Raw genomic sequence first — 13,154 nt, 5'->3', positions numbered from 1 at the left:
CCACGCCCGCGCCTTCATGCCCGAGGATCGCCGGGAAAATCCCTTCCGGGTCCGCGCCCGAAAGCGTGTAGTAGTCGGTGTGGCAGATGCCTGTCGCTTTCACCTCGATCAGCACTTCGCCCGCGCGCGGACCTTCCAGATCGACTTCCTCGATCGTCAGCGGTGCGCCTGCCTTCCATGCGATAGCGGCTTTCGTCTTCATCGTGATTGCTCCTTCGTGCTTTGAGTTCGTCTGCCTTCGGCGCCACGCAACGCTGCAAGCGCGCGCCGGCCGCGCCAGTTTATTAGCTCAATCGGATCCCGGAAACCAACTTTCGGTACGCCGATACAAATCGATAAAACGTGCATGGCGAGCGGCGAGCGCATCGTCGCGCTGCGGACTGGCGACGAGCGTCGCCGCAGGCGTGAGCGCCGCAAGATCCGCCGCGTGCCAATGGCCGATTGCGAGCGCTCCGAGCATTGCTGCGCCGCGCGCGGCAGCGTTCGGGCAGTCGACCGCATGCAGCTCGGCGTCCAGCGCATTCGCGAGCAACTGCCGCCAGCGCGCATCGACGGAGCCGCCGCCCGCGAGCCGCAGCGACCGCACGGGCGCCCCGCTCGCGCGAATCGCATCGAGCCCCGCGCGCAACGAAAACGCGACGCCTTCGAACGCGGCGCGCATCATCGTCGCGCGCGAATCGTTGAGCGCGAGACCGAGCCAGCCGCCGCGCGCCGCCGGGTTCATCCACGGCGAACGCTCGCCGGTCAGGTAGGGCAGGAACGTGAGCGTCGCCGACGGCTGTGCGGCGAACGCATCCTGATATGCATCGGCCCACGACGCATACGAGAGCCAGCCGCGCACCGCCTCGAGCGCGACGCCGACGTTCTGCATCGCCGCCATCCGATACCAATGGTCGGTCGCCGCGCGGTACGCGTGCAGGCCGCGCGCGGCCTGCGGCGCCTGCGTCGCGAGGACGACGATCTGGCCGCCGGTGCCGGTGGTCAGAAGCGCGTCGCCGTCGTGCGCGAGGCCGCTGCCGAGCGCGGCGCAGGGCGTATCGCCCGCGCCCGTCGCGAGCACGACGCCTTCGCGCAGTCCCAGCGCGCGCGCCGCCTCGGCGGACAGCGTGCCGCCCGCCGCATACGACGGCGAAAGCGGCGCGAACCATTCCTGCGGCAGGCCGAGCGCGTCGATCTGCCTGCGGTCCCAGGCGCCCGACGCATCGGCTAGCGCGGTCGCGCACGCATCGGACGGATCGGTCGCGACGACGCCGCCCAGCGCGGCGCGCACCCAGTCCTTCGGCTGCAGCGCCCAGCGCGTAGCCGCCATCGACTGAGGTTCGTTGCGCACGATCCAGCGCAAGAGCGGTCCTGCCATGCCCGGTGCGACGGGATTCGGCTGCGGCTCGGGCCATGCATCGAGCAAACCGGCCGCACGCGTATCGGGCCAGAGCAGCGCGGGCCGCACCGCGCTGCCGTCATCGGCGGTCAGAACGACACTGTGCATCTGCCCCGAAAAGCCGATCGCGCGAACCGCGTCGCGCTCTTCGGCAGGCAAGCGCGCCGCCGCATCGACAAGCGCGCGCCACCACGCTTCGACATGGATCTGCGCCCAGCCCGGCTGCGGCGTCTCTACCGCGTAGGCGGCGCTCGCGACCGCGCACTCGCGGCCGTCTCCGTCGATGGTCGCCAGTTTCAGGGAGCCAGTGCCAATGTCGATGCCGAGAAAACGCATGGTCGAAATTGTGATCGAGTGGAATCGCCATCGATGATAACCGCGCAGCTTCCTTCCGCCCGCAGCGCATGCGCGATTCTTTCGCGCCCGCTGGAAACGGCGCTGGCCACGGGTTTACCCACTCGCACGCACGGCTATGCAAAAACGCAACTATGCGCGAAACGAAATACACACCATAGCAACGGCCGTACGCCACGATCCGCCGGCCCATCGGCCGCATCGGGCCGATGCGCGCCCTGCGGGGCTTCATCGGCACGAAGCGGCGCACGTCACGCGGCATATATGTTTTTTCGCATGCGGCGCATATCGCTTCCGGAAAGCACGGAATAGCCTCCAGCGCTCTTGTTGCCGCTTTTCGTTCCGCATACCTTGGAGGCACCCAAAAACGAGATATTGGAGCGAGACACATGCAATCGAATACGGTCCATCCGGTCGACGAACGGCTGCCCTTCGGCCAGCTGCTCACCCTCGGCATTCAACACGTGCTGGTGATGTACGCGGGCGCGGTCGCGGTGCCGCTGATCGTCGGCGGCGCGCTCAATCTGCCGAAAGACCAGATCGCCTTCCTCATCAGCGCCGACTTGTTCTCCTGCGGCATCGCCACGCTGATCCAGACGCTCGGTCTGTGGATCTTCGGCATCCGCCTGCCGGTCATCATGGGCTGCACGTTCGCGGCCGTCGGACCGATGGTCGCGATCGGCGCCAATCCGCATCTGGGCATCCTCGACATCTTCGGCTCGACGATCGCCGCCGGCGTCATCGGCATCGGGCTCGCGCCGATGATCGGCAAACTGCTGCGGTTTTTCCCGCCGGTCGTGGTCGGCACGGTGATCGCGGTCATCGGGCTCTCGCTGATGGAAGTCGGCATCAACTGGGCCGCGGGCGGCGTCGGCAGCCCCGAGTACGGCAATCCGCTCTATATCGGCCTGTCGCTCGCCGTGCTCACGCTGATTCTGTTGATCAACAAGTTCGGCCACGGCTTCATCGCCAATATCTCGGTGCTGCTCGGGATCGTCGCTGGCTTCCTGATCGCGTTCGCCACCGGCCACGTCAACACCAGCGGCGTGACGAGCGCGCCGTGGGTCGGCTTCGTGATGCCGTTCCACTTCGGCCTGCCGCACTTCGACCCGCTCGCGATCGCGACGATGGTCACCGTGATGTTCGTCACGTTCATCGAATCGACGGGCATGTTCCTCGCGGTCGGCGACATGGTCGAGCGTCCCGTGGATCGCGAGACGCTCGTGCGCGGCCTGCGCGTCGACGGCCTCGGCACGCTGATCGGCGGCATCTTCAATTCGTTCCCGCATACGTCGTTCTCGCAGAACGTCGGCTTGATCGGCGTGACCGGCGTGAAGAGCCGGTTCGTCTGCGCAACCGGCGGCGTGATTCTCGTGCTGCTCGGCCTGTTCCCGAAGATGGCGCAGGTGGTGGCGTCGGTGCCGGCGTTCGTGCTCGGCGGCGCGGGCATCGTGATGTTCGGCATGGTCGCCGCCAACGGCATCAAGGTGCTCTCGCGCGTCGACTTCGTGAAGAACCACAACAACCTGTTCATCGTGGCCGTGAGCGTCGGGCTGGGTCTCGTGCCGGTGGTGTCGCCGCACTTCTTTCAGCAATTGCCGAGCGCGCTGTCGCCGGTTCTGCACAGCGGCATCCTGCTCGCGTCGACGTCGGCGGTCGTGCTGAACCTCATCTTCAACGGCGTGAAGGGCGAGAAGGAAGCGAAGAAGGACATCCGTCGGGCCGGGCGCGATCTCGAACGGCATCCGGCCGACGCGACTTCCGCAGGCGGCCATGAGCTCGAGCGGAGGATCGCGGATGCGCATTGAGTGGGCTGGCGGTGCGCGCTGACGCGCGCAGAACGCACCGCACCCCATCGCCCAAGGAAAATGCCAGGGACTTCCGTGGCATTTTCCTTGGGCACGTGTCGACTTCGTGAAGAATCACAACAATCTTTTTGATGCGTCAGCGTGTCGCAATCCTTAGGCATCCGTAGTTACTAGAATTGTTCAGCTTTGACAAGTTCCAACACGGCTTGTGGTCACCTTCATGATTGGGTGCAGAGCAAATAATTTCTATTATTCTAGGGAGGCAGTTATGGCACAAGACATGTTCATCAAGATCACTGGAATCGATGGTGAATCGAACGATTCGAACCATATGAATGAAATCGATGTCGTTCATTGGGAGTGGCAAATCAAGCAGGCTTCCGATATGCATTCAGGAAGTGGTGGCGGCGCCGGCAAAGCGACGATTTCCGATTTGTATTTCGAGCACTACGCCGATCGCGCCAGCCCTAATCTGATGAAATATTGCCTGACTGGCAAGCACATTAGCGATGTGGTGCTGACGACTCGCAAAGCGGGTGGCAATCCGCTTGAATACATGAAGATCACGATGAATGACGTGATCGTTACCTTGGTGCATCCGGTAAGTACCCAAGGCGACGAGCGTATTCGAGAACAGGTTGGCTTGTCGTTTTCGAAAGTGAAGCAGGAATATCTGATTCAGAATGCCCAAGGCGGCAGCGGCGGCACGGTGACCGCTTCGTTCGATATCAAAGCGAACAAAGAGCAATGATATGGCACGAGCGGCTACTGCTACCAAGAAAGAGAATCTCAACGCCAAGTTGTCGATGAGTGCGGCGGGACGGCTGCGGCTTGCTTCTCGTGAGCGACTACGGCTCGAATATTACAACGACGGCGGCAAGAATAAAGGCCACTGCACCTATGGCTATGGAACGTTGGTGCATCGTGGCGTATGCACGGAAGAGGAATTGGCGATCACGGTGACGAAAGAAATGGCGGATGCGTCGCTGAATTCACGCATCCGCGATGCTGAAAACGCAATCAGACGGAATGTGACGCAGGAACTCAATCAGGAGCAGTTCGATGCCTTGGTAAGCTTTGTCTACAATACCGGGCCCACGGGAGCGATAGCAGTGTTTGAGCGGCTAAATGCGGGAGAATTTGTAGCTGCCGCCGACGTAATCTCAAGCCGTACCAGTTCACGTCAAAATGGGGAATTAGTCCATCTAAAAGGACTAGTTTCCAGGCGAACGGAGGAGAGCGTGCCCTTTCGCCTCGAAAAAAAATGAAGTTCAAAATCATTCTTTCCGTATGCGCATTATTTGCGAGCACGACCTTAATGGCATCCGGCCATGACATTCTATCTGGAGCATGGCGTGTAAAGTCTGTGGCCGGTTACTCCTCATCGTTCGGAATGTCGGAAAAGCAGATAAATTATTTAATAGGGAAGCGCCTGATTTTTGGAAAATCAAAAATAGAAGTCGGCCGAGACACCTGCCTTTCCCCAAGGTTACATTTCACCGAAGAGGATATGTTTGATTTCTTTTACAATGGTTATCGCACAGACCCTGACGATCTAAGACTTCCTGAGCGAGTCACTATTGCAACAATTGAGTGCTCGAATATATTTGACATCTCCATTTTCGCGCTAGACGGGAGAAATAGATTGATTTTCGAGAAACTTGGTGTTTTTTATGAGGCCATCCGCATCAAACCGTAGTCCTAATGGAACACGGCGTCATTTCCAACCAAAATGGGGAACACCCCAAACAAAACGCCACGGTCTCCCGTGGCGTTTTGTTCAACAGCAAGCCAACGAAGCTCGCAACCTCATCCCGCCTTCGCCGACGACGCCGGCACAGCCGCAGCCGGCGTAGCCGATGCACCCGAGCCATAGTCCGCCGGCGCATCGGCCGGACGCGGCGTATCGCCGGTATGCTCGATCCAGCCGCCGCCCAGCGCGACGTACAGGTCCACGAGGCTCGTGAGCCGGTTCACCCGCGCGTTGATCAGCGACTGCTGCGCCGAGTAGAGATTGGTCTGCGCCGTCAGCACCGCCAGATAGCTGTCGACGCCGTTGTGATAGCGCAGATCCGACAGCTCCAGCGCACGCTGCTCCGCGAACACGTCGCGCTCGAGCGCCGCGATCTGCTGATCGTAGGTGCCGCGCGCGGCGAGCCCGTCGGCGACCTCGCGGAACGCCGATTGAATCGCCTTTTCGTACTGCGCGATCTCGATCTTCTTCTGGATGTTCGCGAGATCGAGGTTGGCCAGGTTGCTGCCGCCTTCGAAGATCGGCAGCGTGATCGTCGGCGCGAAGCTCCAAGCAGCCGAGCCCGGCTTGAAGAGCCCGCCGAGCGTCGCGCTCTCGGTGCCCGCCGAAGCGGTCAGCGAGATCTTCGGGAAGAACGCTGCGCGCGCGGCGCCGATGTTCGCGTTGGCCGCGAGCAGGTTTTGCTCCGCCTCCATGATGTCGGGACGGCGCGTAAGCAGGTCCGACGGCAAACCCTCGGGGATGTCGGTCAGGATGCCCTGGCCGTCGAGCGGCAGGCCCGGCGCTAGGTCTGCCGGCAGCGGCTCGCCGAGCAGCAGCACCAGCGCATTCTCGGCCTGCGCGCGCGAGCGCGCCTGCGCCTGCATGTTCGCCTGCGCCTGCTCGACCACCGTTTGCGCCTGACGCAGAGCGAGTTCCGAGCCGGTGCCGTTGTCGAACTGCAGCTTGGTCAGGTTGTACGAATCCTGCGCGGTCTTCAGCGTCTGCTGCGTGATCCTCAGCAGGTCGTCGAACGAGAGCATCGTCAGATACTGGTCGGCGACTTGCGAGACGAGCGAGATCTCCGCCGCCTTGCGCGCCTGCGCCGTCGACAGGTATTTGGCGAGCGCCTGGTCCTTCAGGCTGCGGATACGCCCCCAGAAGTCGATCTCCCACGACGTCTGCAGGCCCACGTTGTAGGTCTGCGAGATCGTCTGGCCGAAGAGCGACAAGTCCTTTGGCGTGCGCGAGACGCTCTTGCTGCCCACGGCATCGACCGTCGGGAACAGCTGCGCGCGCGTGATCCGGTACTGCGCCTGCGACGCCTCGACGTTCAGCACCGACACGCGCAGGTCGCGGTTGTTCTTCAAAGCGATCGCGATGATCTCCTGCAGACGCGCATCGGCGAAGAACTCGCGCCAGCCGATATCGACGGCAGCGGCGCCGTTCGCCGAGCGCTCGGCGCCCGCGGCCGGCTGCGTCTGGTAGACGCCGCCGGTCGGGAACGACGCCGGCACCGGCGCGTCCGGCCGATGGTACCGCGGCTCCATCGTGCAGCCGGCGGCAAGGACCCCGGCTGCGATGGCAATCAAAGACAGTTTTCGCAGCCCAGTACGCGCCGGGCCGCCCCAAGCGTACTGGGACGCCCCCTCGGGGGGCAGCTCACGAAGTGAGCGTGGGGGTTGTTTCATCTCAGTGTCCTTCCTTGTCCGAACCATTGGCCGAACCGTTGCCGTGCTCGTCCTTGTGCAGCGAGTCCGAGAGCTTCATCGCTTCGTCCACGTCTTCCGTCTCGCCCGCGAACTTCGAGCGGATCACGACGAAGAACATCGGGATCATGAAAATCGCGAAGAAGGTCGCCGTCAGCATCCCGCCGATCACGCCCGTGCCGATCGCGTGCTGGCTCGCCGAACCCGCGCCGTTGCTGATCGCGAGCGGCAGCACGCCGAGAATGAACGCCATCGACGTCATCAGAATCGGCCGCAACCGCAGGCGCGACGCTTCGAGCGCGGCCTCCACCGGCCCCATCTTTTCGCCCTGCTGAAGCTCCCGTGCGAACTCGACGATCAGAATCGCGTTCTTCGCGGACAGACCCACCGTGGTCAACAGGCCCACCTGGAAGAACACGTCGTTCTCCAGCCCGCGCAGCGTGGCGGCCAGGAGCGCGCCGATCACGCCGAGCGGCACGACCATGATCACCGAGAACGGAATCGACCAGCTCTCATAGAGCGCCGCGAGACACAGGAACACGACGAGGATCGAGATCGCGTAGAGGATCGGCGCCTGCGAGCCGGACTGGATTTCCTGGAACGACAAGCCGGTCCACGAGTAGCCGATGCCCGGCGGCAGCTTCGCCGCAATCGCCTGCATCGCGGCCATCGCCTGGCCGGTACTCTTGCCTTGCGCGGCCGCACCCTGGATTTCGACCGCCGACACGCCGTTGTAGCGCTCGAGCTTCGGCGAGCCGTAGGTCCACTTGCCGGTCGCAAACGCGCTGAACGGCACCATCCCGCCGGAGCCGTTGCGCACGTACCAGATCTCCAGGTCCTCCGGGTTCATCCGGAACGGCGCGTCGGACTGCACGTAGACCTTCTTGATCCGGTTGTCGACGTCGAGGAAGTTGTTCACGTACTGCGACGCCCAGGCGATCGAGAACGTCTGGTCGATCGCCGATGCCGAGACGCCCAATGCCTGAGCCTTCTCGCGGTCGATGTCGACCTTGTACTGCGCCGTGTCGTTCAGGCCGTTCGGACGCACGAGCGCGAGCGTCGGGTCTTTCGAGGCCATGCCGAGCAGCTGATTGCGCGCGGCCATCAGCGCCTCGTGCCCGAGCCCCCCGTTATCGGTCAGCTCGAAGTCGAAGCCCGACGCCGTGCCGAGCTCGGGAATCGACGGCGGATTGAACGGGATCACCAGTGCGTCCTTGTAGCCCGCGTAGTGCATGAACATCCGCTGGATGATCGCCTGCACCTTCTGGTCCGCGTGCTGACGCTGCTTGAAGTCCTTCAGCTTGATGAACACGAGACCGGAATTCTGGCCGCGGCCCGCGAAGCTGAAGCCGTTCACCGTGAACGCCGATTCGACGAGATCCTTTTCCTTCGTCAGCACGTAATCCGAGATGTTGGCGAGGGTCTTGCCCGTGGTCTCCATCGTCGAACCCGACGGCGTCTGCACGAGAACGAACATGAGGCCCTGGTCTTCATCGGGCAGGAACGACTTCGGCAGCTTCACGAACAGGAGGCCCACCGCCGCGATCACCGCGAGATAGATGATGAGCCAGCGGCCCGAGCGCTTGATCACGTGATAGACGCCCGAGTGATACTTGTCGCGGCTCTTATCGAACGTGCGGTTGAACCAGCCGAAGAAGCCCTTCTTCTCTTCGTGATGGCCTTGCGGAATCGGCTTGAGGATCGTCGCGCACAATGCCGGCGTCAAAATCAACGCCACGAGCACCGACAGCACCATCGCCGACACGATGGTCAGCGAGAACTGCCGATAGATGGCGCCGACCGAGCCGCCCGAGAACGCCACCGGCACGAACACCGCCGACAGTACGAGCGCCACGCCGACGAGCGCGCCGGTGATCTGGCCCATCGCCTTCTTGGTCGCTTCCTTCGGCGACAAGCCCTCCTCCGCCATCACCCGCTCGACGTTCTCCACGACCACGATCGCGTCGTCCACCAAGAGGCCGATCGCGAGCACGAGGCCGAACATCGACAGCGTGTTGATCGAAAAGCCCACGAGCTCCATGATCGCGAACGTGCCCAACAGCACCACCGGCACCGCGATCGTCGGAATCAGCGTCGCGCGCAGGTTCTGCAGGAACAGGTACATCACGAGGAACACGAGCACGATGCCTTCGAGCAGCGTCTTGACCACCTCCTCGATCGACAGGCGCACGAACGGCGTCGTGTCATACGGATACTTCACGACGAGACCGTGCGGGAAGTACTTCGACAGCTCGTCGATCTTCGCCTTCACGTTCTTCGCCGTCTGCAGCGCGTTTGCGCCCGTCGCGAGCTGGATGCCGAGACCGGCGGTCCACTGGCCGTTGTACTTCGTCTCGGTGTTGTACGATTCGCCGCCGAGGGCGATGCGCGAGACGTCCTTCAAGCGCACCTGCGAGCCGTCCTGGTTGACCTTCAGCAGGATGTTGCCGAACTGTTCGGGCGTGCGCAGCAGCGTCGCCTCGGTGATGGTCGCCTGGACCAACTGGCCCGGCTTGGCCGGCGTGCCACCGATCTGGCCGCCCGCCACCTGGACGTTCTGCGCCGAGATCGCGCTCGTCACGTCGACGGGCGTCAAGCCATAGTTGTTCAGCTTGTTCGCGTCGAGCCAGATCCGCATCGCGTACTGCGTGCCGAACAGCGTCACGGTGCCGACGCCGTCGATACGGCTGATCGGGTCCTTGACGTTCGACGCCACGTAATTCGCGAGGTCGTAGCGGTCCATGCTGCCGTCCTCGGAGTTGAAGGCGAGCACGAGCAGGAAGCTGCTGCTCGACTTCGTCACCGTGGTGCCGAGCTGCTGCACGACCTGCGGCAGGAGCGGCGTCGCGAGCGACAGCTTGTTCTGCACCTGCACCTGCGCGATGTCCGGATTCGTGCCGGCGGCGAACGTCAGCGTGATGGTCGCGGCACCGGAGTCGTCAGAGGTGGACGACAGGTACAGCAAGTGGTCGAGACCGCTCATCTGCTGCTCGATCACCTGCGTGACCGTGTCTTCCACCGTCTTCGCGGACGCGCCCGGATAGCTTGCGCTGATCTGGATCGACGGCGGCGCGATGGTCGGGTACTGCGCGATCGGCAGATTGAAGATCGACGCGACACCCGCAAGCATCAAGATAATCGCGATCACCCAGGCAAAAATCGGGCGATCGATAAAGAACTTTGCCATGAAGCAGGCTCCCTGTTATTGCGCGCCCGATGCCGCTTTCGCGCCGCTCGCCGCGGGGGCTTGGCCGGCTGCCGCGCCGGATGCGGGGCTTTCCGCCAGCTGGGCCGGCACCGCCTTCACTTCCATGCCCGGGCGGACCTTCTCGGTGCCCTGCACGATCACGCGGTCGCCCGGCTGCACGCCGCTTTCGACGACCCAGTTCGGGCCGTTCATGCCGGTCGTGACGAGCGTGTGCGGCGCCACCTTGTTGTCCGGACCCACGACGAGCGCAATCGCGTCGCCCTTCTGGTTGTGCGAGACGCCGATCTGCGGCACGAGCATCGCACGGTCGTTGACGCCTTCTTCGATGCGCGCGCGCACGAACATGCCCGGCAGGAGCACCCGGTTCGGGTTCGGGAAAATCGCACGGATCGTGACCGAGCCGGTCGTCTGGTCGACGGTGACGTCGGAGAACTGCAGCTTGCCGGGCTCCGAATAGGTGCGGCCGTCCTCGAGGATCAGCGAGACCTTCGCCGCGCTCGGGCCGCTCGTCTTCACGCGGCCTTCCTGCACGTCGCGGCGCAGCTTGAGGCCGTCGAGGCTCGATTGCGTCAGGTCGACATAGACGGGGTCCAGTTGCTGGATCGTGTCCATCAGCGTCGCCTGGCTCGCCTGCACGTACGCGCCCGGCGTGACCTGCGACACGCCGGTGCGGCCGGTGATCGGCGAGATGACGTCGGTATAGCCGAGGTTGATCTGCGCGGTCTGGACCTGCGCCTTGCCCGCGGCGACATCTGCCGCGGCCTGGCCTTGCGAGGCGACGGCGTTGTCGTAGTCCTGCTTGCTGACTGCGTTGGCAGCCACCAGCACCTTGTAGCGATTGGCCTGCGCGGTGGTGGAGACGAGGTTGGCCTCGGCCCTCGCGAGCGTGGCCTTTGCGTTGTTGAGCGAGGCGATGTACGGCGCCGGATCGATCTTGTACAGGCGCTGGCCGGCCTTCACTTCGCTGCCTTCGGTGAAGTCGCGCGACAGCACGATGCCGTCGACCCGCGCGCGCACTTGCGCCACGAGGAAGGCGTTGGTGCGGCCCGGCAATTCAGTGACGACCGGCACGGAGGATTGTTGAATGGTGACCACGCCGACTTCCGGCGTTTGCTGCGGCGGTGCCGATTGTTTTTGTCCGCATGCTGCAAGGAATACGGCAGCCGTCGCGACACTGATTAAGCGGTATGGAACCCGTTCGACGCGCATGGAGCAACCTCTGTCAATGACTGAGAAAAATGAGTGCTCGCGTTTCTGCCCCCGCAAAACGCGCAGCACAAATACGTCGTGAGACGCTGGATTGAAAGCCCGGATGCGGTCGGAACAGCTGTCGGCAAGACGCGCCGACCAGGTAAACGCCGCATGGCGCCGCAGCAAGAACACTCGCGGCGCCTAGCTTGGGGCAGGCAACAGTGACGGATATTACCCGTGATTACACTAGGTCATTCAATCGCCGGGGTAGATTATATATACAATCACGAATGTACGTAAAAGTCGTGATGCATTTCGAGACAGCGGCAAAGAGCAGAATCTGCTCACAGACTGTTCCACATAGTAAAATCCGTGCGGCCTGTTCATGCGCCGCCGGTTCCGCCCCGCAAAGCGCCACTCGATATCAATGGTCAGACGAACCAAGGAAGAAGCCCAGGAGACGCGCAATCGGATCCTCGACGCCGCCGAGCAAGTGTTCTTCGAGAAAGGCGTGTCGCGCACGTCCCTCGGCGATATCGCCCAGCATGCCGGCGTCACGCGCGGCGCCATCTATTGGCACTTCGCCAACAAGGGCGACCTGTTCACGGAAATGTTCGATCGCGTGCTGCTCCCGCTCGACGAGCTCGGCGCCGCCTCGCTCGACCCGCAGGAAGCCAACCCGCTCGGCAGGCTCAAGGAGATCGTCACCTTGTGCCTGCGCAGAACGGCCACCGACCCGCAGCAGCGCCGCGTGTTCGACATCTTGTTTCTGAAGTGCGAGTTCGTCGAAGACATGGGCCCGGTCATGGCGCGCCATCAGACGAGCATGCGCGAAGGCCTGCAGAAAATCGAAGGCGGGTTGAAGAACGCCGTGTCGAAGGGGCAGTTGCCCGCCGACCTCGATACGCAGAAAGCCGCGACGATCCTGCACGCGGTCGTCGGCGGCTTCTTGCGCGACATGCTCATCCTGCCCGACAAGGTCGATATCGCGACTCATTCCGAGCAGCTCGTCGACGCCTGCTTCGACATGCTGCGCTACAGCCCTGCGTTGCGCGGGCCGGCGGCGGATTAGGCGGGCGTCGAAGCTGCGGCGCTCTGCTGCGCACGCCGCTCGCGCGCCTTCCGGTTCGACGCGTAGATCGAGCCCTTGTCCGGCCGGGCGCCCGACCCGAGCGCCGCCCCCCACTCGCCGGTCGTGAGCACCGCCGCGAAGCGCGACTGCATGACGACGCTGAACACGCGATGAATCTCCTCGGCGCTTGCGCAGCCGGCGGCGTTCTCATAAGGCACGGACCCCGTCGCGTCCGCGAGAAACTCCACCGCGTAGCCTGCGTGCAATGCATGAAAGATCGTCGACGCGTCGCAGTTGTGCGTCATGTAGCCGGCAACGGTCAGCGTGTCGATCTGGTTGGCCGCCAGCCAGTCGGCCAGGTCGGTGCCGGCGAACGCGCTCGGCAGCGACTTTTCGACGTAGTGATCGTGCGGGCGCGACGCGACGACCGGGTGCAATTCCGCCCCCTCCGTGCCGCGCGCGAAGATAGGAGCGTCGGCGGGCGCGAAGTTCTGCACGACCACGACCGGTACCGACGACGCCCGCGCCGCATCCATGGCGCGGCCGATGTTGGCGAGCGAGACCTGGACGCCGGGGTATTCGATCGGCAGGCCGCCCGTCACGTATTCGTTTTGCACATCGATGACGATCAGCGCACGGCGGGGCGTTGCGTGGGACATGTTGCGGCTCCTTGTTGGCAATGGGCTGTCGGATTTCGAGCGA

11 protein-coding genes are annotated in these 13,154 nt (G+C 63.5%); 5 read left to right on the top strand and 6 right to left on the bottom strand.

Features of this window, described 5'->3' with window-relative positions:
* Positions 1-202, bottom strand: a 202-nt coding sequence (locus FAZ69_RS12805; protein WP_169708621.1) for an alcohol dehydrogenase catalytic domain-containing protein, incomplete at its 3' end; no start/stop codon positions are given.
* A gap of 87 nt (positions 203-289) precedes the next feature.
* Positions 290-1,714: a xylulokinase gene (locus FAZ69_RS12800; protein ID WP_136894872.1), complete on the bottom strand. Its 1,425-nt coding sequence runs from the start codon at positions 1,712-1,714 to the stop codon at positions 290-292.
* Positions 1,715-2,121: 407 nt separating this feature from the next.
* Between FAZ69_RS12800 and FAZ69_RS12795 the strand changes: the two genes are divergently transcribed.
* The 4 genes from FAZ69_RS12795 to FAZ69_RS12780 all read left to right on the top strand — a co-directional run bounded on the left by FAZ69_RS12795 (position 2,122) and on the right by FAZ69_RS12780 (position 5,239).
* Positions 2,122-3,540, top strand: a complete 1,419-nt coding sequence (locus FAZ69_RS12795; protein WP_169708620.1) for a nucleobase:cation symporter-2 family protein — start codon at positions 2,122-2,124, stop codon at positions 3,538-3,540.
* A gap of 268 nt (positions 3,541-3,808) precedes the next feature.
* Complete coding sequence (locus FAZ69_RS12790; RefSeq protein ID WP_136894870.1) at positions 3,809-4,291, top strand: Hcp family type VI secretion system effector; 483 nt, start codon at positions 3,809-3,811, stop codon at positions 4,289-4,291.
* Between the two features lies 1 nt (position 4,292).
* Positions 4,293-4,808: a lysozyme gene (locus FAZ69_RS12785; RefSeq protein WP_136894868.1), complete on the top strand. Its 516-nt coding sequence runs from the start codon at positions 4,293-4,295 to the stop codon at positions 4,806-4,808.
* Positions 4,805-5,239, top strand: a complete 435-nt coding sequence (locus FAZ69_RS12780) for a hypothetical protein (protein ID WP_136894866.1) — start codon at positions 4,805-4,807, stop codon at positions 5,237-5,239. Before FAZ69_RS12785 ends, FAZ69_RS12780 begins: the two co-directional genes overlap by 4 nt.
* 110 nt (positions 5,240-5,349) lie before the next feature.
* Here FAZ69_RS12780 and FAZ69_RS12775 read toward each other — a convergent pair whose 3' ends face one another.
* The 3 genes from FAZ69_RS12775 to FAZ69_RS12765 all read right to left on the bottom strand — a co-directional run bounded on the left by FAZ69_RS12775 (position 5,350) and on the right by FAZ69_RS12765 (position 11,398).
* The gene (locus FAZ69_RS12775) at positions 5,350-6,879 is read right to left on the bottom strand and encodes an efflux transporter outer membrane subunit (protein ID WP_136894986.1); all 1,530 of its coding nucleotides are present in this window, start codon (positions 6,877-6,879) and stop codon (positions 5,350-5,352) included.
* Between the two features lie 85 nt (positions 6,880-6,964).
* Positions 6,965-10,168: an efflux RND transporter permease subunit gene (locus FAZ69_RS12770; protein ID WP_136894865.1), complete on the bottom strand. Its 3,204-nt coding sequence runs from the start codon at positions 10,166-10,168 to the stop codon at positions 6,965-6,967.
* 15 nt (positions 10,169-10,183) lie between these two features.
* Entirely contained in the window at positions 10,184-11,398 is a 1,215-nt protein-coding gene (locus FAZ69_RS12765; RefSeq protein ID WP_136894863.1) for an efflux RND transporter periplasmic adaptor subunit, read from the bottom strand.
* Positions 11,399-11,807: 409 nt separating this feature from the next.
* Here FAZ69_RS12765 and FAZ69_RS12760 point away from each other — a divergent pair, with 409 nt between their 5' ends.
* Positions 11,808-12,452 (top strand): TetR family transcriptional regulator, encoded by a 645-nt coding sequence (locus FAZ69_RS12760; protein WP_136894861.1) that lies wholly within the window; start codon positions 11,808-11,810, stop codon positions 12,450-12,452.
* Here FAZ69_RS12760 and FAZ69_RS12755 read toward each other — a convergent pair.
* A complete protein-coding gene (locus FAZ69_RS12755) occupies positions 12,449-13,111 on the bottom strand; it encodes a cysteine hydrolase family protein (protein WP_136894859.1) in 663 nt (220 codons plus the stop codon). The genes FAZ69_RS12760 and FAZ69_RS12755 overlap by 4 nt on opposite strands.
* Positions 13,112-13,154: the final 43 nt, after the last annotated feature.

It is taken from the genome of Trinickia terrae (assembly GCF_005144415.1).
Lineage (GTDB): Bacteria > Pseudomonadota > Gammaproteobacteria > Burkholderiales > Burkholderiaceae > Trinickia_A > Trinickia_A terrae.
Note: the sequence above shows the minus strand (reverse complement) of the source record. Positions and strands in the feature narration are given on the sequence as shown.